The organism is Actinocrispum wychmicini (assembly GCF_004345645.1).
GTDB lineage: Bacteria > Actinomycetota > Actinomycetes > Mycobacteriales > Pseudonocardiaceae > Kibdelosporangium > Kibdelosporangium wychmicini.
On record NZ_SLWS01000011.1, the window covers coordinates 99,340 to 122,867 of the forward strand.

Consider the following 23,528-nt stretch of genomic DNA (forward strand, 5'->3'; position numbering starts at 1 on the left):
TCGTACGGTTGTAGGATCCTTGGCGAACGGCCAATAACTGTGAGTCTTCGGTGATGACGAAGTCGATCAGGTAACGAATATCATCTTTATCGAATCCGTGTCACGAAATTGTCCGTTATTAACCCCGAAATCGGGTCGGATGTCACCCGGCCGGCATCGGCGACCATCGCTGTCCGTGACTACGGCGCGCTCTGGTCGTGGGCCAGCAGCCGGGTCCGCAGGTCGGCGGCGCGGGGGTCGGCGAGATCCTGGTACAGCTCCAGAGCTGTCCGCCACGAGTCGCGGGCTTCCGGGACGCGGTCCAGGTCGCGCAGGATGTCGCCCTGGCGGGTCAGCGAGTCGGCCTGGCCCCACTGGTCGCCGGCCCGCCGCCGGACGGCCAGTGACCGGTCGACGTAGGACAGCGCTTCGGTCGGGTGTCCCAAGGCGGCGTGCACATCCGCGACCTTGACCAGTTTGCGGCCCTGCCCGTACAGGTCGGCCATGTCCTCGCACATCCGCAGCGCCTCCTCGGCGGCGGTGAGGGCGGGGTCGAGGTCCGCGCTCGACAGGTGCACCTCGCTGAGGGCGACCAGTGCGGCGGCCTGACCTTCCCGGTCGCCGAGCGCGGCGAAGATCTCCAGACCGCGTTCGGCGTGGTCACGGGCCTGCTCGACCTGGCCGCGGTCCATCGCCAGGGCCGCCAGCCCCTCCAGGACCCACGCTTGGCCGTGCAGGTCGCCGATGTCCACCCGGACGGCCATGGCTTCGGCGTACAGCCGCTCGGACCGTTCGAAGTCGCGCAGCCACCGGCACGCGACCGCGAGATTGGTCTGGACCCACGCGGCCGCGTGACTGTCCCCAAGGGACACCGCGGCGCTGTGGCCGAGCTCGTGGGTCGTCACCCAGACACCCCATGGCTTGCGCAGCAACAGGTAGTCGAACAGGGCGATCGGCAGGCGCCACACCGTCGCCGGCAGCGAGTGCGCCGCGGCCAGTCGGCTGATCGGCACGAAGTTCAACAGTTCCGTGTCACACCACCGCATCGCCGCCATCGAGTCCTGGAAGGACTGGGGTTGGACAGACAGCTGGACCGATGGCTCCTCCAGCTTGAGAACGTGTACGCGGAACGGGGTCATGCTCTCGTTCGCGGCCGCCGCGGTGTGCAGGTACCAGTCGGTCAGGCGGCGGATCGCTTCCGCGCGGTCCGCGTCCTCGTGCTGAGCGCGTTCCGACCCGTAGAACCGCAGCAGGTCGTGCACCCGGTAGCGGTCACGTGCGATCGGCTCGATCAGGTGCGCACGGACCAACGCGTCCACGAGGGGGCGGGCCTTGCCGACGGTGAGGCCGGTGAGCGCGGCGGCCGCTGGCACACTGATCGTCGGTCCGGGATGCAGGCTGATCAGCCGGAACATCCGGGCCGTCGGCGCGTCCAGGGTCCGGTACGACCACGAGAAGACCTTGCGTACGGCCGTTGCCTCGTCGGCGGACAGCACCTCCAAGTGGCCGTCGGTCGCGAGGTCTTCGATGAGGTCGCTGACCGACCTGTCCGGATGCGTGATGACGTGGTCCGCGGCGATCCGCAACGCCAACGGCAGGTACGCACACCGCCGCGCCAGGTCGGCCAACGCTGTCGCCTCAGCCGTCGCCCGGTCCGTGCCGATGACCGTGTGCAACAGGTCCGTCGACTCACAGCTGGTCAACGGGCCGAGCACGACCCGCGCCGCGTCCGTGCGGATGGACAGGCCGGACAGGCGGTTGCGGCTGGTCACCACGACCGCGCAGCCGGACGCGCCGGGCAGGAGGTGCTCGATCTGCCGGAAGCTCGCCGCGTTGTCGAGCACCACGAGCACGTGCCGCTCGGACAGCACCGACCGGAACAACGCGGCGCGGTGCGCCAAGCCGACCGGGATTTCCCCGGCCGGCACACCGAGGGCGCGCAGGAACTCCTCCAGCGCCTGCCCGGGTTCCACCGGCACACCGCTGGAATGGCCGTGCAGGTCGACGTACAGGTGGCCGTCGGCGAACCGGGTGGCGACATCCCGCGCCGCCCGCAGCGCCAGCGCGGTCTTGCCGACCCCTGGCGGCCCTTCGACCGTGACGGCCCGCAACGTCCCTGGCTCGCCGGAAACGACCAGGGCCTGGGCGATCCGGGCCAGTTCCGCCCGCCGTCCGACGAAACTCGCGGTCGACGCCGGCATCTGCGCCGGCCGAACCGCGCGTACCGAGGCCAACGCGACCAACTGGCCGCCGGCCTCAAGGACCTCGTCGCACCGGCGCGCCAGGTCCGCGGACGGCGGCACGCCGTTCTTGATCTTGCTCAGCCAGCCCGGGGTGTATCCGACCAGCACGGACAGTTTGCGCCAGGACAGCCCACGAACGGCGAGCAGCCGTTCGAGTTCTTTGCTGAACGCCGAACTGGGCACGTCTCGAATCTACGTTACGCCGGGTTCGCCAGCGGGGTGAGCGCCTGCTTGACCACATCGCGGGCGAACGCCACCCCGGCCGGTGCCGAGCCTTCCCGGCCACGGGCGGCGCCGCTGGCGTTCAGGCCGTCGATGATCAGCATGATCCGGTCCGCGAGCGTGCGCGGATCGGCGGCGCCGGTGCGCTTCGCCAGGTCGATCAGGCTGGCGAGGACGTGGTCGTAGTACGCGACGGAGACCGCGTGCGCGGGGTGGTCCTCGTCCGGGAACTCGGCGTGCGTGTTGCGGACCGGGCACCCCCGGAAACCGGGGACGGTCACCAACTCGGCGACCATGCTCACGATCGCGACCAGTTGGCCCGCCGGGTCGTCCGGGCACTGCTCGTCCGCGAACGAGCGGACCCGTTCCCAGTTCTTGGTGAACCGCTGCAGGTACGCCACGATCAGGTCGTCCTTGTTCGCGAACTCCCGGTACAGCAACGCCTTGCCGCAGCCGAACTCGTCGATGATCTGCTGCATCCCGACCGCGCGCACGCCGTTCCCGTCGAACAGGTGCGAGGCGACGTCCAGGATGTGCTCCCGGACTTCGGGACCGCGCTTGCGTGGGGCCATACGCGCGGACCTTATCAGACCGGTCGGTCCGTTTCCAGTCGTTGACACGTGTCCAGCATCAGCGCCAATATTCGGACCGAACGGTCTGAGACCGATCGGTCCAACAAAGGAGAAACTTTCGTGGATCTGCAACTGGCCGGGAAGACCGCGGTCGTCACCGGCGGTAGCAAGGGCATCGGGTTGGCTACGGTGCGCCTGCTGCTTGCGGAGGGCATGCGGGTGGTCACCGGCTCGCGCACCATCACGCCGGAGCTGAAGGAGACCGCGGCCGTGCCCGTGGTCGTCGATCTGTCCACACCGGACGGTCCGGGCCGGCTGATCGACACCGCGCTGGCCGAGCTGGGCGGTATCGACCTGCTGGTGAACAACGTCGGTGTCGGTGACAGCGAGGACTTGGTCAGGGGCGCGCTGCAAAGCCTGACCGAGCTGCCCGACAAGGACTGGGAGACTTCGTTCGACCTGCACTTCTACAGCGCCTTACGGGCCAGCCGGGCGGCCCTGCCGAGCCTGACCGAACGTGGTGGCGTGATCGTGAACGTCTCCTCGATCGGCGCCCGCCAGGTCGGCGTCGGCCCGGCCAACTACAACGTCACCAAGGCCGCGTTGAACGCGCTCACCAAGGTGATCGCCGAGCAGTACGGCGGCCAGGGCGTCCGCGCGATCACCATCTCCCCCGGGCCGGTGAGCACCGGTGTCTGGACTGACTCGGACGGCTTCCTCGGCCGGATCGCGCAGGCCCGTGGCGTGTCGCACCAGGATCTGACCGACGAGTTCACGAAGTCCCTCAACATCGCCACCGGGCGGGTGTCGACGCCGGACGAGGTGGCTCGGCTGATCGTGTTCGCCGCGTCGCCCAACAACATCACCGGCACCGACTACCTGATTGACGGCGGGGTGCTGAAGTCCGCCTGAACCCCCTGGAAACGCGTGGATATTCGGTCGCGCTTCAGGCACCCTGGAACTACTTGACCAGGGGGGTGCCGTGGCGCTTGTCGGGGTGGACGAGGTCGACCTTCCGCAGTGGACAGCCGTGGACCAGCGGGTGGCTGACGCTGGCCTGTGGCGGACTGTCCAGGCCCTGCCGGCGAACGCCAGGGTGGTGATCGGGCTCGCGATGCGCGCGTCCCGGAAGTTGAGCCTGGTGACGGGCCTGCTGAAGATCGTGACGGGCTGCGTGACCGCGTTCGGCCTGCTCGCCACGGCGGACGTGTTGAACGTGCTGCTCGCGCCGGGTTCGTTGTCGGTGAACGTGGTCGACAGTTTGCCGGCGGTCGGTGTCGTCGTGGCGGCGTACGCGGCGAGGGCGTTGCTGGAGGCGGCGAGCGCGGCGGCGGAGGCGGTGTTGAAGCCTCGGGTGGAGCAGTCCGTGCACGAGAACATCCACGCCGCGGTCGCCCGGGTGGACCTGATCGCGTTCGAGGACAGCGACTACGCGGACCTGCTGCGGCAGTGCATGAAAGACGGTGTGCGGAGCATCGAGTACAGCATCGACGCGATCGCCGACATCTGCGGTTCGGCTGTTCAGCTCGTGGCGGCGATCGTGACGGTCGGGCTCTTGCACCCGTTGTTGGCGCCGGTCGTGTTGCTCGCGGTCGTCCCGACCGTGTGGGCGTCGGCGCGGGCGGCGAAGCTGTCGTACAAGTCTTATCTGCGGATGGTGACGCGGAACCGACGGCAGTCCATCGCCAGCGGCCTGGTGACCGAACGGGCGACGGCGGCGGAGATGCGGGCCTGCACGGCCGGTCCGGCACTGGTGGAGGAGTACCAGCGGATCGGCCGGCAGCTCACCGCGGAGACCCAACGCCTGGAGTTGGCCAGGACCCGGGTGCGGCTGGCCGGCCGGGCGGCGGCCGGGGTGGGCACCGGGGCGAGCTTCCTGATCCTGGGCCTGTTGTTGCACGCCAACAGCCTGCCGCTGGCGTTGGCCGGCGCGGCGGTGGTCGCGATGCGGATGGCGTCGACATCGTTGAACGCCACCATGTTCAACGTCAACTTCTTCTACGAGCACACCCTCTACCTGGAGCTGTACACGACGCTGCTGGAGCAGACCGCGGCCCGGACGCGGCCGACCTCCACGATCACGGCGCCGGCCGCCCCGGCCCGGATCGAGCTGGCCAACGTGTCGTTCACCTACCCCGGCCAACCCGAACCAGCGCTGCACGAGATCTCCCTGACCATCCACTCAGGACAGATAGTGGCCCTGGTCGGCGAGAACGGATCGGGAAAGACCACCCTGGCCAAGATGATCACCGGCCTGTACCTGCCGTCCGAGGGAACCGTCCGGTGGGACGACACGGACCTGACCGAAGCGGACGAGTACTCGGTGTACGACCGGATAGCGATGGTGATGCAGGAACCGGCCCGCTGGCCCATGACGGTCCACGACAACATCAGAATGGGCCGCCTGTCCCGCGACGACGAAGAAGCCGTCAAAGCCGCCGCGACCCAGGCCGGAGCCGCGGACCTCCTGGCGGAGAACAAGGTGCTCTCCAAACAGTTCACCGGCGGCCGCGACCTCTCCGGCGGCCAATGGCAACGAATCTCGGTAGCCCGAGGAATCTACCGCCAAGCCCCCATCCTGGTCGCGGACGAACCCACAGCCGCCCTGGACGCCCACGCGGAGGACGCGGTGTTCCGTTCACTGCGCGCCCTCGCCACCGAACCCGACCGAACCACCGTCCTGATCACCCACCGCCTGGCCAACATCCGACACGCCGACCAGATCGTCGTCCTGGACAAAGGCCGAATAGTGGAGCAAGGAACCCACCTGGACCTGATGGCGGCCAACGGCCCCTACGCCGCCCTGTACTCGGTCCAGGCCTCTGCCTACCAACCGGCCTAGCCGGGTCGGTCCGTGACGGCAGCAGGCCTCGGCGGCCGTGGCCGCCGAGGCCTGGGTCTGACCATGCGTTACTTGGCTTTCGTCGACGGCAGCAGCCGCACGACGGTGACGTGGATCGCCTTGGCCGGCTGTTCGACGTTCCCGGCCGGGTCGGTCGACGAGACGGTTACCCGGTAGCGGCCGATGCCAGTGGGCGGGGCCACCTTCCAGGTGCACGAGTGCCGGGTGGCGTCGGTGCACGAGACGGTCGCGTCGACGGTCGACGGGCTGCCCAGCAGTTCCGGCGTGTACGTGACCTTCACCTTGTCCACGCCGGATGTCGGGTCGCTCGCGGTGCCTTCGACGAACTGCCCTGACGGGTCGCTGCCGGGCGGGGTGCCGACCGCGACCGCGACGAAGATCGCTTCGTTGGCCGTGGTGAACGTCGAGGTCGGTGCGGTCTTGTCGACCCGGATGGTCAGCGTGTGCGCGGACTCGACGTTGCCTGCCCGGTCGGTGGCGTAGTACGTGAGCGTTGTCTCGCCCTCGCCGGTGATCACGGGGTCGGCGGTCGCACCGGGCACCGTGGTGGCGGCGATGGGATTGGCGCCAGTGGCGGAGTAGGTGACGCTGTCCACTCCGGACCCACCCGATTCGTCCGCCGCCTTGAGGTGCACGGTGGTGTTCGACGCGCCCCATCCCGCCGCGTTCGGCGGCGGATCGAGCGTGGCCGTGGTGACCGGCGGGTGCTTGTCGATCTTCACGGTCAGCGTCCTGGGCTGCTCGACGTTCTGCGCGTGGTCGACCGACCGGTACTGGACGGTGTGCACGCCTTCCCCGGTGACCGGGACCGGGCCGGTGTAGCCGACCCACCCACTACCGTCCACAGTGTACTCAGTGCGGGCCACCCGGGAGATGTCGTCGGTCGCCGACAGTGCCACGTGGACGTCCGAGTTGTTGTATCCGTTGGTGTTCGCCGGTGGATCCACCGACGCCGTGGTGACTGGCGCGGTCGTGTCGACGGGCAGTACCTGAGCCGTGTCACCCTCGTCGACCAGGGGTTGCTCGATGAACGCGGAGGCGCTGTTGTGGCCGATCCCGCCGCCCCGGAAGTACAAGTGCTCCCAGTCGTTGAAGCTCCGCAACGACGTCTGCTGCTTGTCGTCGTTGACGTCGTACCCGATCTTGTTGACGTGCTGGGGGTCGTACGGGTTGATGACTCCGTCGCAGTTCCAGTCGATCGGACCGTCGCCGCGCACCTGGACCCAGCCGGTGCCGCCCGCGCAGAAATGCACCACGTAATCCGTGCTGGCGTACGAGCCGAGGCCGGCGGGTTCGTTGAGGTCGGTCTCGTCGAGCGTCGGTCCGGTGGCCCGCGAGTAGTCCAACGTCCAGTCCTGCCCGTTCCGGGTGATCGCGCGGTCACCGTGGTAGGCCATGTTCATGATGCTGATGTAGTTCGGCTTCCCGTCGAGTCCCTCGAAGCCGCCGTGGCCCAGCCCGAGATCGTGGCCCAGTTCGTGCATCAGCACCATCGCCTGCTCGTCCACGGACGCGCCGTTGGTGAAGATGCCCCACGGGCCCAACGCGATCTTGCTGCCCGGAATGGTCTGGCTGTACCCGCCGAGGTTGGCGATGTTGGCCAGCCGGTGCGCGGAGATGACGTAGTGGAACAGCTTCTGCCGGCCGGTGCTGACGAACCCGCCGGGCTGCTTCATGACGTTGTCGAAGTCCGTGAAGTCGGGCCGGCCGGTCGTGCCGACCTCGGTCATGAAGTGTTCCGACCACGGCAGCACTCTCGCCCGGCTCAGGTTGCCCCAGGTGCGACCGGTGGCGTAGTCCAGAACGCTGTCCGGGCCCTGGTCGATGTGCAGGTTGACGCCGTGCGTGCCGTTCCGGTTGGGCGCCGGGTCGTTCGCGAACGCCTGCACGATCTTCCTGAGCGCGGCCGGGTCGATCTTCTCGCTGTGCTTGTCGTCGGCCATCCAGTCCAGCTGGAGGAACACGTCCGGCCGGCTGACGTCCGCGCCCATCGCGGGCAGGTCGATGAACTTCGCCCCGCTGCCGTCGCCTGGATCCAACGTGGTCCCGTGCTGCTTCCAGTCGTCGGGAATGCCGTCGCAGGTCTGTGAGCTGCAGTCGAACGTGAACGTCGTGGTCGCGTTGCGGTTGCCCTCTTCGCTCCCGCCGTGGGTGACCTTGTAGAACACCGAGGTGTTGCCGTCGAAGCTGTTGTCACCGGACCACGGAATGTCCCAGTGCACATGCAGCTGGTCGCCGTCCTTGCTGTTGACGCCGTAGTCGACGTCGCCCTCGGTTCCGGTCATGAAGCCACAGGAGACGGTCTTCCACAGAACTGTCTGGTGTGGACCGATGGTGGCCGGCGGCTCCGTCTCCCAACAGCCGTGGTCGAGATTCTTGTGGATGCCGACCAGCGTCGCGTCCGTGGTGTTGTTGATGATGACCGCGGCGCTGCGCGCGTCCCCCGCGTTGGCCGGACTGACCGAGCCAAGGACGGCCAGGATGATCACCCCCAGGATCACCGGGAGCCTGGACAGAAAAGATCTCACAACGTCCCCCTCAGAATCGCTTCGGCCCATGACGGGCCAGTCTGCGATGTTGCCCGCGATCACCCGGGCGGGCGACGGTCGAAAGGGCAGCCGCCCGTTCCCACTGGCGGTGCTCATCGGATGACCGGTTCGATAACGGGTGCCCGACAACCCTGTTTTCGGCGTAACGGGACATCTGTGCTGCTCGATGTCTCGGATTGCCATGGCGGGAGAGACCGGAGACGACGATGAACTCACGAGGAGACCTGGACCCGTTCCGGCTCGGTGCCGACGATGGCACGCCTGTCTCAGCGCTGCAGGCGTACGAGCAGTTGCGCGCGCACTTCACCGAGACGATCTCGTGGTACCTGCTGGAGAAGGTCCGGAAAGGCCTTTACTCCAAGGTGCTGCGGTTGGTGTCCTTGGTGCTCGCTGTCGTGGGTGGTGCGGTTCCGCTCGTCGCCAACGCCGGGCTGATCGGCGGGGTCAACAGTTCCGTCGGTTACTTGTTGCTCGCGTTGGCCGGCGGTTTGCAGCTCATTGACAGGTACTTCGGATATTCCAGCGCGTGGACCCGTTACGTCAACGCGGCGATGCGGCTCAACGCGCAGCTTCTCGTGCTGCAGTTGGAGTTCGCCAGCCTGCGCAGCCGCGGCGCCGACGACAGCGAGCAGTGGGGGCTGCTCAAGCAGTACGGCAGGCTGCTCGCCGGGATGATCGAGACGGAGACCTCGCAGTGGTCCGCCGAGTTCCACGAGACGATCCGGGCCGCCGAGGTACGGCAGCCCACCGGCCGGCAGCGATAGGAGACCACAGTGCCAGACCTCGCCGGTACCCGGTTGTGGGCCAGGTTCGTGAAGATCTCGTCCGACGAGCAACGGATGCTGGTGAAGACCCTGGTGGGCCATGTGCGACCGCTGCTCGGGCGGATCGTGGAGACGTTCCCCACCTACACGCTGCACGACGAGAGCCACGCGATCAACGTCGTGGACCGGATGGGCGACCTGCTCGGGTCCGAGCTGGACAAGGTCCGGCCGTTGGAGGCCGCGATGCTGATCCTGTCCGCGTACTACCACGACGTGGGCATGGTGTTCGACGAGAAGGAGCTGGAGACCCTCCGGTGGGAGCCGTGGTTCGCGCAGTTCCTGAACCAGCATCCCGAGGCGTACATCGAGTTCCATGAGAACGACCAGGTGCTGTCCACCGGGCTGGCCGAATGGTACTGCCGGTGGCGGCACGCCGAACGGGTCTTCGTGCACCTCAACACGTTGGCCGAGGAGAACTTCCTGTGGGGCGTGGTGTCCATCCGCGAGGCGCTCGGCCAGGTGTGCCGGTCGCACAACCTGGACACCGGCGTGCTCAAACAGGACGAACTGTTCCGCACCGACTTCCTGGCCTCGTGTGACCTGCGCATGTGCGCCATCCTGCTCCGGCTGGCCGACATCCTGGACTTCGACCGGTCCCGCAGTCCCAAGTCCGTGTTCACGCACCTCCGGCTCGACTCGTCGGACTCCGACCGGATGCGCGCCAGCCGGTTGGCGTGGACCAAGCACCTCGCGTCCGACGGGTTCCTGTTCCCCACCAGCCGTCCCGGCGACTACCAGGTCACGTTCATCGCCGCGCCGGACGACCCGGCGGTCGAGCACGACATCCGGGAGTTCCTCGATGTGATCGACCGCGAGTTCAAGGAGTGCGCCGCCGTCCGGCGGTCGTGCTCCGAGCTGTGGCGCGACCTGCCGTTGCCCGAACTGGTGAACCGGAGCCAGATCCAGGCCCGCGGCTACCGGTACGGCAACTACCGGTTCGAACTCGCCCGCGAACAGGTTCTCCGGCTCTTCATGGGGGACAACCTCTATGAGAGCAGCTACGCCTTCATCCGCGAGCTCGTGCAGAACTCCATCGACACCAGCAGGCACCGTGAACACCACGAGCGGGCCTGCGGCCGTGGCCAGTTCACCGTGCAGCCCATCCGACTGCGGGACTGGCGGGACCACGAAGGCCGCCGCTGGATCCGGATCGACGACTTCGGCATGGGCATGGACGAGTCCGTTGTGGAGCAGTACTTCCTCGCGGTCGGCAACTCGTACTACCGGTCCGCCACGTTCAAGGCCGACCAGCTGCGGTACAGCCAGTCCGGGCAGGACCAGTTCCAGCCGATCAGCCGGTTCGGCATCGGCCTGCTGTCCTGCTTCCTGATGGCCGACCGGGTGGAGGTCTCCACCCGCCGCGTGCCCGACAACACCGACATAGCACCGGCCCTGCGGCTGTCCCTTGACGGCATCGACTCGTACTACACCCTGCAGACCGAACCGCTGCGGCCACGCCCGATGCCGACACCGGGCGGCGACGAGAACGGCTACCGGATCGAACCGGGCACCTCCATCGCGATCCGGATCGACGGCGCCAAGGAGGAGTCCTTCAGCCTCGCCACGATCGTGAACCGTTACGTCCTGACGCCACCGGTGCCGATCACCGTCAACGGCGAGGACGCGGGCGGTGACGCGGAGAAACTCATGGGCACGCCGTGGCGGAGTGGCACCGTCTACCTGCCGCTGCTTCCCGATGGCGGCGTCTGCGAGGCGGAGATCAGCGACCGCGATCCGGGCGGCCCGGTCCTGAAGATCGTGCCGCTCGACCTGACCGCGGTGAGCCCGGATCCGCGGTTCCGCGGCCAGATGGTCCTGCTGTTCCTCCGTGGCGTGCAGACACCGGGCCCGCAGTACCTCTACGACATCAGGTTCACTCGCGGACGCCTGTCGTTCCCCGAGGCGATGCTCCAACCGGACAATCGTCCGCTCGACCAGCGGGAACCCAAGCGGCACCTCTCGATCGACGTGTCCAGGTGGATAGCCGACCCCGACACCCTCCCTCGACTGGCCGACAGTTTGAACATGTCGCACAACGGGATCCGGGTGCCGCTGTCCGTCGTCATCGAGGGCGAGGAGGACGGACAGACCATCGTGGCCCAGGTGGGACTCCAGGCCGCGACGTACTTCGACGAGGTGGACAAGTGGGCCATCCGAACGGACGAACCGTACCTGACGGTCGGCCAGGACGGGCTGGCCGTGTCCCCGGTGGGACAGTCCCTTGCCGCCGGGCGGTGGCGACAAGAGCGGGGGATCCTGGTCAACCTTCCCTCGACGCTAACGGACAATGCGACGATACCGTCGACGTTGTGTTGGTCCGCGGCTGTGCGGCTCGGCGCGTTCGAGTTGCGCGACGAGATACAACCGCAGTTCTCGGTCTCCCGGGACACGATCTCAAGTTGGCCGTGGTACGTGATGTCCTGTGTCCATCTGGCGTACTGCCGCGCTTTGGCTGAATCCGGCGACAGCCAGGCCGCGCTGCTGCTGATGCTGCGGGCGGACTTGTTCGGCACGTTCGGCGGCTTCGGTCGGCTCGTGGACCGGACCTGGGGAACAGTCATGTCGGATCCGCTGGTCTCGGCTCCGGACGGATGGCGGGCCGAGCCGATCATTCCCCTCTACCAGGATCCGCCGTTCATCGCGGTGGAGCACGGCAGTACCTCGAATCCGATCGTCGCGGATCTCGTCAGCCACAACTCACTGGTCGAGTCGCTCGCGGATCCGGCCGTGTCCGGTCACCGGTTCGTGCGAGTGCCTTCGCTGGCCACCGTTCAGGGTTTCGAGCTGGTGGACCGCTCGTTCGTCGAACTCCTGGTGGGCGGCTTGACGCAGCTCGGGGTGCGGGTCGCCTTCGACGACGCGGTGCCGCAGACGCGGAACCGGTTGGGCGGCCAAGGCATGATCACGTACCGCGTGATGGGCCGCGACGACACCGAAGTGCCTGAGGGGTTGCGCCACTACCCGCCCATGGTGTTCGTGGAGCATCTGCGCGGCCGATACCTCAGGGTGCGCAACGCCGCCCTGAACATCAACCACCCGTTGAGCAAGTGGCTGATCCGGGCGACGTCGGCGCTTCGGGCGACGAGGCGGGGAGTGTGGTCCTCGCTGTGGCAGGAGCTGACCAGGAACCACGAGGAGCTTGCCGGGCCGGCCCTGGCGGAGTCGGTGGCGCTGGTCAACCGGCTCCTGGAGTCGTTGCGGTTTCAGGGTTTCGAGATGCCTCCGCCGGATGACCTGGTCCTGTCCGTGGACGACTACCTGGTTTCCTGAACGGCAGGTACCAGTTGGCTTTGCCCAGCACGGCCATGGCGGCGGGGACCAGCAGGAGGCGGACCAGGGTGACGTCGACGAGGATGGCCACGGCCATGCCCACGCCGATGATCTTCACCATGACGCTGGTGTCGAAGGCGAATCCGGCGGCGACCGAGATCATGATCGCGGCGGCGTAGCCGATGATCTTGGCGCTGGCGCCGAGGCCGTGCACCACACTGTCCCGGTCGGACATTCCCTGGTCGTGGTTTTCCTTGACGGTGCTCAACATGAACACCTCGTAGTCCATGGACAGGCCGAACAGGATGGCGAACAGCACCATCGGCACCCAGCCCGCGATCGGCACCGGGCCGGCGAGGCCGATCAGGGCGGCGCCGACCTTGGTCTGAAACGCCAGGGTGAGCACGCCGTAGGAGGCGGCGACGGACATCAGGTTGGCCAGTACCGCCTTGGCGGGCAGCACGAGCGACCGGAACACCACCAGCAACAGCGCGAACGTGGCCGCCAGGACGGCCGCGATGACGATCCATAACCTGGCCGTGAGCGTTGCGGTCATGTCGACCATGGCCGCGGTGGGGCCGGTGATGTCGGCGCCGGGTGGCAGGCGGCGGTTCAGGGTCGCCAGGAGGTCACGGGTCGCCGCGGTTTGTGGGCCGGTGGTCGGGATGACCTGGAAGACCGAGGTGTGCGGATCCGGTGAGTCGACGGTTGGGGTCACCGAACGCACGCCAGGCACGGTCGCGAAGGAGTCGTGGAGAGATCGCGCCTGGTCGCGGCCCGCCACGACAGTGAGTGGGCCGTTCGCGCCGGCACCGAACCCTTCGGCGACCAGGTCGTACGCCTGGCGGGTGGGTTTGTCGGCGGACTCGCTGCCTGGGTCGTTCTCGCCGAGTCGCATGCCCAACGCGGGCAGGGCCAGCGCGAGCAGTGCGGTCGCGCTGATCACCAGCCACAGCACCGGCCGGTGGGTCACCCGCCTGGCCAGCCGCTCGGCCCAGCCGGAGTGGAACGAGTCGCTCGGCAGCGTGGCGGCCTTGCGCGCTTTACGGCTGAACACCCGAGGCCCGAGCGCGCCCAACAACGCGGGCAGCAGGGTGATCGCGGCCCCGACGCACGCGAAGATCACCAACGCGGCGGCCAGCCCCATCGTGGCGAATCCCGGCATGCCGCTGAACACCAGGCCGGTGATCCCGATCAGCACGCTCAGCCCGGCGAAGACCACGGACTTGCCCGCGGTGGCCGTCGCGTGCGCGGCCGCTTCCACCGGGCTGAGCCGCGCGGCCATGCCCTGGCGGTGCCGGGCGACCACGAACAGCCCGTAGTCGATGCCGACCCCCAGGCCGAGCATGCTGCCCAGGGTGGGGCTGACCGAGTTGACGTCCACCACCGCGGCGAGCAGGCCGATCAACCCCAGCCCGACCCCCAGGCCGGCGACCGCGACCATCAACGGCAGACCAGCGGCCAGCGCCGACCCGAACGCGAGCAGCAGCACGAGAAGCGCGACGACGGCGCCCACCGCCTCAGCGACTCCGTTGGGTCCCTGAACGCTCTGCGGGATCTCGCCGCCGACCGCCACGCGGACCCCGGGCCCGGCGAGCGACTGGGCGACGGTGTCGAGTTGGTCGACGGTCGCCTGAGCGTCCAGATCGGGCAGTTCCGCGGCGTACTGCACGGTCAGCAGGACGATCCGGTCGTTTCGCTGGACGGTGACCGACCGCACGCCCGGCAACGCTCTGAGTGAGTTCGCCGTCCGCGTGACCGTGTCCTGGTCGACCGGTGTGGCGACGATGTGCGCCTCCGCGCCGGTGGCGTCCGGGAAACTGGCCCTGAGCTGCTGGGCTGCCCGGTCGCTTGACGTCCCAGGGGCCGTCATCGCGTCCCGGAAGCCGCCGCCGATCACGTTCGCCAACGCGGTGACGGCCGCGATCGCCACCACCCACGCCGCCACCACCCGCCAGGGATGCCGGGCGCAGACGGTGCCCAGCCGATGCAATGTCATGGTTCGAGTGGACGTCCGGGGCGGTGCCGCGGTCCAACAGCGCTCGGGTCCGGATTGACAACGGGCGGTTGTGAGTGACGATGGCGTCATGGATCTGGACACCGCGCTGTTGCGGGCGTTCGTGGTGACCGCCGAGGAGCTGCACTTCGGCCGGGCCGCGAGCCGTCTTGTGCTGAGCCAGCAGGCGTTGTCGAAACGGATCGCCCGGCTGGAGGTGCTGCTCGGGGTCGAACTGTTCGAACGCACCAACAGGCGGGTGACGTTGTCGCCGGCGGGGGAGCGGCTGGTGGGACCGGCCACCGCCGCGCTGTCCACATTGGACATCGCGCTCGGGTCCGCCGGCGCGTGGCCGGGACCGCTGACTGTGGACGTGCTCAACGAGCACCTGCCGCCGCTGCGGATGGTGCACCAGGCCATCGACCGCGACCCGTCGCTGCGCCTTCAGGTGACGATGCGCAAGGGCGACCGGGACGTGGTGAGCGACCTGCGGCGTGGGGACTTCGACCTCGCGTTCGGCCGGGCCGGCGCGATCACACCGTGGCCGGCCGATCTCAGCAGGACAGTCCTGATGCTCGAACCCGTCGGGCTGCTCGTGTCGGCGGACGACCCGTTGTGCGCCCGGGACGAGGTGACCTTGGCGGAGCTGCGGGCGATATCCCTGTGGTTCCCCGCGGTCGCGACGCCGGGTGAGTGGGTGGCGTACATGGACGAACTGGGCGACCGCTTCCAGTTGGCGATCGACTACACCGGATCGACCATGGGGTTCGAGTTCTTCGTCAGCCGGATCGCCTCGGGCGTACGACGGGCGACGTTCATCGGCACGGCCATGGCGCTCCCGCCCGACACCGGACTGCGTGTGCTGCGGATCGCCGACCCGGTGCCGGTCTTCCCGTGGTGGGCGATCTGGCCGGGACGGGTGCCCGACACCCTGGTGGGCCGGCTGCTCACCGGCATGGTCGGCGGTCCCGTCCCACCGCCAGCGGTGCCGGACCCCGCACGGATCTGGCTGCCCGCCAACGACTACGACTATCTCGTCGAGGATGCAACCTCGGTGCGGGGCGGTTCCGTCCATCGGGCGTGACCAAATCCCTAGCCGTGTTCGCGGCCGTGGTGTTCGTCGTGGTAGTCACGGTCGCGTTGATGCTGAAGGACAATGAGCAGCCCAGGACGACGGGGACGTGTGGTCTCCCGTTCTCCCAAGGGGAATGGGCGACGGACGTGGTCGCCACGGCAAGCATGTCGCACGCGCCCCACCTGGGCGAGACGGTCTCGCTGGTCGTCGACACGTGTGCCAAAGTCGACGGTCCGGTCGCCTTGGCGATCATCCTGCCGGACGGCTTCAGCTGGCAGCGCGCACCCGAAGCGATGAGCACGGACCGGCGGGTGTCGCGAGATCCAGCGAACCGCGGCTGCCTCACCACGGCGACAGGCCAGTGGCAGCTGACCGCGATGCGACCGATGACCCTGACCGGCACCGTGACGGCCGGCAAACTCGGGCACGTCGCCGTGCACGTTGAAGCGAACCACTACCTGGCGGACGTCTACCTCACAGTCGGCGAGGACCGGGCCGCATCGCGTTTCGGCTGGCCGAACCCGTCGACCTCGGCCGCTTCGGCGGACGAGCCGCCGGTGCCGACGTGTCCGTGAGTCAGCGCCAGGCGAACACCGGCTGTTCCAGGTCGTCCACCCGGGTGTGTCGTCGGTGCAGCACGACCTCACGGAACTGGTACAGCATCGCCGCGGTCGGCGCGTGCACCAGGTGGCCCAGCAGGGGAAGTTGGATCACCGGCCGGTCCGACTCGGGGATCCGCAGGAACCGCGGGGTCACTTCGAGGTCCCGCAGCGGAACCCAGTCCAGTGTGGCGACCTCGGCCGGGTTCGGTGACGGCCGGCCGGCCCCGTCGGCCCAGACCACCACCGGGGTGATCACGTAGCCGGACCGGGTCGGGTAGTCGTCCAGCCGGCCGAGCACGTCGTCGCGGCCACACGCGACACCCACCTCCTCCCGCAACTCCCGCAGGGCGGCCCCGACCGTGTCCTCACCGTCGTCGACCCGGCCGCCGGGCAACGCGAACTGCCCGGCGTGCGCGCGCATCGTGACCGGCCGGGTGATCAGCCAGAACCCGAACTCCTCCGCCCGACCGCTCAACGCCACGCACACGGCGGCCGCGCGCCGGCCGTCCAACGGCACCGACCGGGCGGTGAACTCCCCCAGCCGTGCCACGATCGTGTCCCGCCCGACAGCCATGCCCTCAGACTATGCCCGAGCACGGGCAGGCAAACCGTGCTGCCTGCCCGCACCCGGTCGGTTGCCGAACGGTCATCCATGGTCGTCGCCGTTGCCGCCACTCTTCATCGCCAATCACCTCCACCAGTGCACTGGCGGCCCGGAAAACCTGTCCGTCAGTTCCAGCGAGAGAGGGGGTCAGGAGTCGGTGACGAGAGCGATGACGCGGGCACGCAGCGCGGTGACCGTGCCGTGGTACCGGGACTGTTCGACGCGCCCGTCGGTGTTCTCCTTGAGCCAGCGCTCGACGAGGCGGACGAGTTCGTCGGCCCGGTCGAGCATCCCCTGCGGCTCGTCGGCGACACCTGTCTCCAGGGCGAGCAGCAGCACTGGGACGGCACGCAACGCGAACAGGCAGTCCTCCAGGCGGGGGCGCAGTTTGCCCGGGGCGAACGCGTTGGTGGACATGACCTGCTGGACCCAGCGAAACGCCCGGCCGACCCACGGGACCGCCTCGTCGCGTTCGCCTCTCGCCAGCAGCAGTTCGGCCAACGCGCCGGCGGCGTCCGCGGCGAGGTATCTGCTGCGGGCCAGCGGACGGACGTCCCGGTCGCGGTTGAACAGCCGGGTGCGCCCGGGGATCACCGAATGCGTGAACAGGTGCAGGGCGGCCCGCAGGTCGTCCTCGCTGTCCTTGTTGCCCCCCAGGAAGGCGGCGTAGTTGTGCAACTGGAAGCTGACGGCGCTGTGGTCGGCGTCCGGGGCGAACAGGTCGAGCTCGACCGCGTCGGCGAACGCCGCCCAGTAGCGGCGCAGCGCGTCGGTCAACGGCCCACGGTCGGCGGCGGTCGAGCGCAGCATGTTCAGCTCGATGCACGCCACCGACAACACGTCCGCGAGCGTGCCGCGGTCGAGAGCGGCCGCGGTGAGACAGTCGTCAACGGCGGCCAGCAGCGCCGCCACGGTGTTCGACCCCACTTGGCCGTCGTGCCGCTGGACGCCGGCCCGCTGCACGGCCAGCCGCAGCCGGGTCTCCGGGACCAGCGGGTCGGCCGGGTCGACCGTGCCCAGCAGTGTTTCGACGTCGTCAAGCAGGCCCGCGAACCCCGGTCCGGCCACCCAGGACGACGGCGCGAGCAGGCCCATCTGCCGGACGATCCCCATCGCGGCCAGCACGACGGCCCGGCGGGCCAGCAGCGGCAGCGCCGCCACGACGGCCGGGGCGGGCAGCCGGACCGGCCCGGCCACCGCGTCGGCCAGGGCGTCGGCGAACTCGTCGGCCCGGTCGAGCAGCCCCGGGCCGTGCGCCCACGCTTCGACCAGCTCCCGGACCAGGCCGGACGACGGCACCAACGCCTCGACGACGGCCTGCTCGGGGACCCGTTCGCTGACCCACACGTACCCGGTGCTGTCCGGGGCGCCCATGTCGACCATCAGGCTGATCAGCTGGTCGACCAGGCGGTCGCCGACGCCGGGGCGGGTCGCCGCCGGCATGGTGTCCGCGTCCCTGAGAAATCCGTCACCGAGTGGTCCGTTGGCGGGCAGGGCCCCGGTCGCGTTCAACCGGGCGACGGCGATGCCGTCGAGGAAGTCCAGGTCCCTCGGCCGGGTCACCGAGTCGTGACCGCCGGGCGCGCTGGCACCGATCTCGCAGCGTCCCTTCGGTCGGTCCGCCAGCCGTTCGGCCCAGGGGAACAGGGGGGCGTTGAGCGAGCCGCGTTGGATCGCGCGCGCGTTCACCGCCGCGACGACCAGGGCCGGCTGGGACCGGTACACCTCGATCGCGGTGGCCGCCCACGCGGCGATCCACTGGATCGGCGGCAGGTCACCGCCGTCGGCGGAGCGCAGCAGGGGCAGGGCGGTGGCGATGGCCTGGGTGACGGGAGCCAGCAGGACGTTGGTCGCGGTGAGGACGACGGCGGCCTTGGTGTCCGGGCCGAACCGGTTGACGGTCGCGGCGGCGATCTCGTTGGGCAACGACTTGCCCACGGCGGGCACGACCGCGCGGTTGTGGATCACCCACTGGCCCGCGTGCTCCTGTTCGCGCAGTCGCGCGGCGGCCGCCCGGGTGGGCAGCGGCGCGCCACGGGCGATCTCGGACACCGTGATGCTGGTGAAGTCGCAGACCCAGGTCAGCGGACGGAACGGGTTCTGCTCGGACGGGACGCCGAACAGCGGGGCGACCTTCCTGGCCAGCCGGGCGGGCACCAATTCCGACCGCTTCTCGATCACCTGGGGCACGACCGCGGGCAGCAACGTCATCCGTCTCTCCATCCTCAACACAGCCCATGATCGCAGTTCACCGTGCGTGGCCTGCGGTGTCCCGGCTTCGTCGTCCCGCCTTCGTCACAGTTGCATATCATGCTCACAGAAAATCTTCTGTTAGAGTAGAAAACTCTCCATGAGCCCATGCCGCACTCCTCCCCACCTCACCCCCGAGGTCGTGCAAGCCGCTTTGGCCGAACTGCGCAAGTCCCGGACCGACCTGCACCGCAGCCACCAGGTCGCCCGCTGCGACCTGGGACTCGCCATGCCCGGCCTCCGGTTCGGCCGTGCCACCCCCGCGGCCGGCTTCGTGCTGTCCGGCGAGTGCGTCTGCCGGGACCTGGTCCTCGATGTCCTGTACGTCGTCTGGATGTTCCTGACGGAACACGGGGCGGACCGGGCCAACCTGGCCGGCGCCGTGCGGTACCACGTGCGCAAACGCGTCATCGACGTGTTCCGGTCGTACCGGGCCGACCGTGGTGCCCCGGTCAAGCCCAAGCAGGTCAGGAACAACCGGTACGGGCGCGCGCTGCCCGACGACGAGCACCGCGCGGTCCTCGGCCACCTGGCCGACGAGGCCGGGTACTCCGCGCCCCTGCCTGGCCAGGGCTACCTGCTCAGGCGACTGGCCGAACGCTGCGTCGCCGAGTTCGGCCAGTCGGTGCCGTACTACCTCGAACGGCTGCCCTCGATCATCCAGACGGTCAAACGCGTCTGCGGCGGCGGCAAGCGGGTCAACGTCGGCACGCGAACCGTCCCGGAGTACGTGTCCTGGTACGACGCCTACATCGACCGGCCGCTCGGCCGCCGGCCGGACTCGACCACCCGGAGCCTGTCCGACGAGGACGCGTTCCCGCAGGGCGCCGACCAGGTCGAGGACCCGGACGCGGCGCGGGCGTTCGACGCCGTCGAGCGGGCCGACCAAGTCGAGGACCCGGATGCGGTGGTCGTCGACATGGTCGTCGGCGGACTCGCCGGCGCCCCGCCCGACGACCAGGCTCGGGCGTTGCGCGGCACCGTGCGCGCCCTCGCCGACCGTGGACTGCTACCCGAGAGGCGGGCCGTTTCGTTGCTGGCCGACCCTGCCCGGTTGGACGACGTGCTGTGCCAGGCGCAGGTCCTCATCGCCGGGAGTCACTGTGCCTGAGGAAAACACCGGGGACATCACCGGGGACATCACCGACCAGGACGTGCAGCGGCTCGCCGCGGTGATCGAGCACCATCCGGACCGGATCGACCCGGCCGAGGCCGGCGCGATCGGGTTGGCCCAGGTCGACCGGCTGGACGCGGGGCGGGCCACCGGCGAGGCGGTCGCCAAGGTGGCCATCCAGCTGCTGACCTTCGCCGTCGGCCGGGCGCCTGACCACCCGGACGCGCCGCTGTGGCAGTACCGCGCGGCGTCCGCGCTCGCGTACCTGGCCGACGAACGGGTCTCCGTGACCGACCTGGACGCGGCCATCGCGGCCATGGCGGGTTTGGCGGGTGACGGAATCGCCCCGCCGGACGTGGCCGAGTGGGCGGCGGTGGACGCCGCCCGGCTCACCGCGACGCGGCTGGCCGGCGCCGTCGGTGCCGAGGATCTGGCGCCCGACCAGGTCCGGCGGTTGACGGACGCGTTGGCCGCCATCGAATCCGTGGTGCGGACCGAGGAGGAGGTGACGGATTTCCTGTTCCAGCGGGCGTCCGCACACCGATGGGCGTACGTGTGCGGCTCCGACGTCGACGACCTGGAGCGCACGGTGTCCGGAATGGACACTGTGCTGCGGCGTCTCCCGGCGGACGACGACCTTCGCCCCGACGCCCTGGAGGCGTTCGCCGCCGCGTTAGGCGAGCGCTTCCTGCTCGCCGCCGAGCCGGCGCACCTGGAAGCGGCGATCGGCGCCGCCGTCGAGGCACGATCCCTGTTGGTCGAGGACGATCCCCGGCTGCCCTGGGTGCGGTGCCTCTTCGCCCAGCTCCTGGCCATCCGGTTCTGGAACACGGACGAGAAGGACGACGCCGACCGGGACACGGCCATCGCCGAGTACGCCGCCGTGCCCGAGTTGGACGCCGACCACGCCCGGGACTACGGCTTCCTGCTCTGTTTCCGGTTCGGTGCCACCGAGGACGTCGACGACCTCAGGACCGGGCTGGACGTGCTGGCCGGGGTCGCCGCGGACCCGGCGGCCCAGGACTGGTGGCTGACCAGCACCCTGGCCGAGGCGCACATGCTGCTGGTCGACGTCGACGGGACACACCACCTGTGGGAGCTGGTCGACTGGTCCACCCGGGCCCTGGGGTACGCCGACCAGGCCACGGACGACGCCGTGGACGTCCGGACGGACCGGCTGACGGCGATCGAGTCGGCCGGCAAGGAGTTCGGCATCGACACGGTACTGGCACGGTACGACGTCTGGGACATGCTCGCCGACGCCGAGTCCGCGGTCCGCGACTTGACCGGTGCGAGCCCGCAAGCGCGGGCGCGGTTGGCGGCACGCGCCGTGATGGTGAACACCGCCTGGCTGGCCGAACTGCACCCGCTCGACGACGGTGACGCGTTGCGGGCGTCCGTGCGGGCGCAGGTCGACATGCTGAACGGGATCAAGGCGTCGCTCCCGGCCGAGGACCACGCCGTGCTCGACGGGTTGGCGGACGTCCTGGACATGACGGCGGACGCCTTCGCCGGCTCGTCGGAGACCGGGCCGATGGCGGAGTTGGCCCGCTGGGGCAGGTTGCTCGACCCGGCGTCGAGCCCGGCCCCGCAGTCGGTGGAGGACGAGGCGGAGGCGGCCATGACGGCGTTCATGGGCGGGCTGTTCCGGGTGGTGTCGGCCGGCGGTGATCCCCAGCAGCTGTTGGCCGAGTTCACGAGCCTGGTGTGGCGAGTCGACGCGTTGCCACCTTCCGATCGGCGCGAGGACATGCAGGAGATGCTGACGGCCCTGTCCTGGACGGTCGGTCCGCGGTCCGGTCCACCGCCTGGCGTGCGGCTGCCGCGGTTCAACGACGCCGAGGCGGGCGAGTTCGCCCGCCTGTACGCGATGGCCAACGAGTGGCAGACCGTGCTCGCGGCCGGCGACGTGCAGCGCGCGCTGTGGATGTACCAGGCGATCGAGCGGATCGTGGTGGGTGTCCGGCCGGGGACGTTCCTGGAACTGGCGGCGCGGATGGTGCGCGGTACGTGTCGCGCACGTCTGTCCACTGTGGTGCCCACTGAGCCGGCCGCACTCGACGCGGCGATCGCCGACCTGGAAACGGCCTGGCAGCAGGAGGAAACGGCGGCCACGGCAGTCGCCCTTGGTTCTCGGCTGCGGCTGCGTGACCGGCCCGACGACCGGACGGCAAGCCGTGACCTGGGCGTAGCCGCCATCAATGCGTCCACAGTAGACGATAGGGAAGCCGGCGAGAACATGATCGCCTGGTGCCTGGACGACGACGCGGACGACGATCTCGTGCGTGTGCTGGAGGCCCGCCGCGCGCTGGCGCTGGCTGGTGCCGGGATCACGGACTCTGGGCCGGTGACCGGGCCCGACGAGGTCCGCGCAGCGCTTCGTGCGGCCGACGCGGACACGCTCGTCTACCTGGCCCCCGCCTGCGCCGCACACAGCGGCATCGCCGTGCTGGTGCCCATGGACGGGCCTGTGCGCGTGATTCCCTTGCCGTTGTTGAGGACTGAGCCCGCGCTGAAGTACAGCAAAGCGGACGAGCGGGCGTGGCGGACGGCGTTGACCGATGTCTGCCAGTGGATGTGGGAGGCGGCGGGCGCCGAGCTCGTGCGAGCCGTCGAAGGCGCTCGGGTGGTGCTCGTGCCGCTGGGGGTGTTGGGGTTGGTGCCGTGGGCGGCGGCGTGGCGGGACGTCGACGGGCGGCGCAGATACCTGGTGGAGGACTTGGAGCTGTCGGTGGCCCCGTCGGCGCGTCTGCTCGGCCAGGTCGCGGCCCGGCCGCCGGTCGCGACGGACAAGGCTGTGTTCGTCGGCAACCCGAACCGGGACGACGCCACCGCGGGCGTGTCGGCGGAGGCGTTGCGGAACGAGTTCTTCCCCGGCGGGCTGTTCCTCGGCGGGCACGGCGAGAAGCCGCGGCCGTGGCGGCCGTCGGCCGACGGGTCGGGCACCCCGGACGAAGTCCGGGCCGCGATCGCGGGTGGCCTGTCCGTGCTGCACCTGGGGTGCCGGGCCGAGTCCGACGTGGCCGTACCGCGGTCCCAGGTCGTCCTGCACGGCCAGGTCCCGTTGTCCGTCAACAATCTGTCAGCCGACATCGGCCTGGTCACCCTTGCGAATCATGCGGTTGTCCATGGCACCGACTACGACACGGCCCGGACCCTGCCGACGGACTTCCTCGCGGCTGGCGCCCGGTCCGTGCTCGCGACGCTGTGGCCAGCGTCAACCGCCGACCTGGTCTTACGTGTCCACCGGCACATGCGGGAGAACGGCTCCACACCGCGTGCCGCGATCCGTGCCGCCCAACTGGCGATGCTCGACACCGTCGAGACCTGGGCATCCGTTGTCCACCTGGGAGTTTGAGTGCCTG

The 23,528-nt window shown here is 69.4% G+C and carries 14 protein-coding genes; 8 read left to right on the forward strand and 6 right to left on the reverse strand.

What is annotated here, in order from left to right; all coding sequences use genetic code 11:
• Window positions 1–179: 179 nt before the first annotated feature.
• Both EV192_RS39925 and EV192_RS39930 read right to left on the reverse strand, forming a co-directional pair.
• A complete protein-coding gene (locus tag EV192_RS39925) occupies window positions 180–2,405 on the reverse strand; it encodes an ATP-binding protein (RefSeq protein WP_132123867.1) in 2,226 nt (741 codons plus the stop codon).
• Between the two features lie 14 nt (window positions 2,406–2,419).
• Window positions 2,420–3,016, reverse strand: coding sequence for a TetR/AcrR family transcriptional regulator (locus EV192_RS39930; RefSeq protein ID WP_132123868.1), 597 nt, complete (start codon window positions 3,014–3,016; stop codon window positions 2,420–2,422).
• A 120-nt stretch (window positions 3,017–3,136) separates the two neighbouring features.
• On the opposite strand from EV192_RS39930, the gene EV192_RS39935 reads away from it, so the two are divergent.
• Both EV192_RS39935 and EV192_RS39940 read left to right on the forward strand, forming a co-directional pair.
• On the forward strand, window positions 3,137–3,928 hold the full coding sequence (locus tag EV192_RS39935; RefSeq protein WP_132123869.1) for an SDR family NAD(P)-dependent oxidoreductase: 792 nt from the start codon (window positions 3,137–3,139) through the stop codon (window positions 3,926–3,928).
• A 70-nt stretch (window positions 3,929–3,998) separates the two neighbouring features.
• Window positions 3,999–5,858, forward strand: coding sequence for an ABC transporter ATP-binding protein (locus EV192_RS39940; protein WP_132123870.1), 1,860 nt, complete (start codon window positions 3,999–4,001; stop codon window positions 5,856–5,858).
• A 68-nt stretch (window positions 5,859–5,926) separates the two neighbouring features.
• Here the strand turns inward: EV192_RS39940 and EV192_RS39945 are convergent, their stop codons facing one another.
• Complete coding sequence (locus EV192_RS39945) at window positions 5,927–8,407, reverse strand: aegerolysin family protein (protein WP_165960874.1); 2,481 nt, start codon at window positions 8,405–8,407, stop codon at window positions 5,927–5,929.
• A 227-nt stretch (window positions 8,408–8,634) separates the two neighbouring features.
• Here EV192_RS39945 and EV192_RS39950 point away from each other — a divergent pair, with 227 nt between their 5' ends.
• Together EV192_RS39950 and EV192_RS39955 are read left to right on the forward strand one after the other, a co-directional pair.
• Window positions 8,635–9,192, forward strand: a complete 558-nt coding sequence (locus tag EV192_RS39950; protein WP_132123872.1) for an SLATT domain-containing protein — start codon at window positions 8,635–8,637, stop codon at window positions 9,190–9,192.
• A 9-nt stretch (window positions 9,193–9,201) separates the two neighbouring features.
• Window positions 9,202–12,522, forward strand: coding sequence for an HD domain-containing protein (locus EV192_RS39955; RefSeq protein ID WP_132123873.1), 3,321 nt, complete (start codon window positions 9,202–9,204; stop codon window positions 12,520–12,522).
• On the opposite strand, the gene EV192_RS39960 is transcribed toward EV192_RS39955, so the two are convergent.
• Entirely contained in the window at window positions 12,428–14,521 is a 2,094-nt protein-coding gene (locus tag EV192_RS39960) for an MMPL family transporter (RefSeq protein ID WP_165960875.1), read from the reverse strand. The two genes, EV192_RS39955 and EV192_RS39960, sit on opposite strands and share 95 nt — an antisense overlap.
• An 88-nt stretch (window positions 14,522–14,609) precedes the next feature.
• Between EV192_RS39960 and EV192_RS39965 the strand changes: the two genes are divergently transcribed.
• Window positions 14,610–15,602 carry a LysR family transcriptional regulator gene (locus EV192_RS39965; protein WP_132123875.1) on the forward strand — a complete coding sequence of 331 codons (993 nt, stop codon included), beginning with the start codon at window positions 14,610–14,612 and terminating at the stop codon, window positions 15,600–15,602.
• Entirely contained in the window at window positions 15,599–16,168 is a 570-nt protein-coding gene (locus EV192_RS39970; RefSeq protein ID WP_132123876.1) for a hypothetical protein, read from the forward strand. The genes EV192_RS39965 and EV192_RS39970 overlap by 4 nt, the downstream gene beginning before the upstream one ends.
• A 1-nt stretch (window position 16,169) precedes the next feature.
• On the opposite strand, the gene EV192_RS39975 is transcribed toward EV192_RS39970, so the two are convergent.
• Both EV192_RS39975 and EV192_RS39980 read right to left on the reverse strand, forming a co-directional pair.
• Window positions 16,170–16,769 (reverse strand): NUDIX hydrolase, encoded by a 600-nt coding sequence (locus tag EV192_RS39975; RefSeq protein WP_132123877.1) that lies wholly within the window; start codon window positions 16,767–16,769, stop codon window positions 16,170–16,172.
• A gap of 177 nt (window positions 16,770–16,946) precedes the next feature.
• Window positions 16,947–19,010: a hypothetical protein gene (locus EV192_RS39980; RefSeq protein WP_132123878.1), complete on the reverse strand. Its 2,064-nt coding sequence runs from the start codon at window positions 19,008–19,010 to the stop codon at window positions 16,947–16,949.
• Between the two features lie 139 nt (window positions 19,011–19,149).
• On the opposite strand from EV192_RS39980, the gene EV192_RS39985 reads away from it, so the two are divergent.
• Together EV192_RS39985 and EV192_RS39990 are read left to right on the forward strand one after the other, a co-directional pair.
• The gene (locus tag EV192_RS39985) at window positions 19,150–20,160 is read left to right on the forward strand and encodes a hypothetical protein (RefSeq protein ID WP_132123879.1); all 1,011 of its coding nucleotides are present in this window, start codon (window positions 19,150–19,152) and stop codon (window positions 20,158–20,160) included.
• On the forward strand, window positions 20,153–23,521 hold the full coding sequence (locus EV192_RS39990; protein WP_132123880.1) for a CHAT domain-containing protein: 3,369 nt from the start codon (window positions 20,153–20,155) through the stop codon (window positions 23,519–23,521). Before EV192_RS39985 ends, EV192_RS39990 begins: the two co-directional genes overlap by 8 nt.
• The last annotated feature ends 7 nt before the right edge of the window (window positions 23,522–23,528 follow it).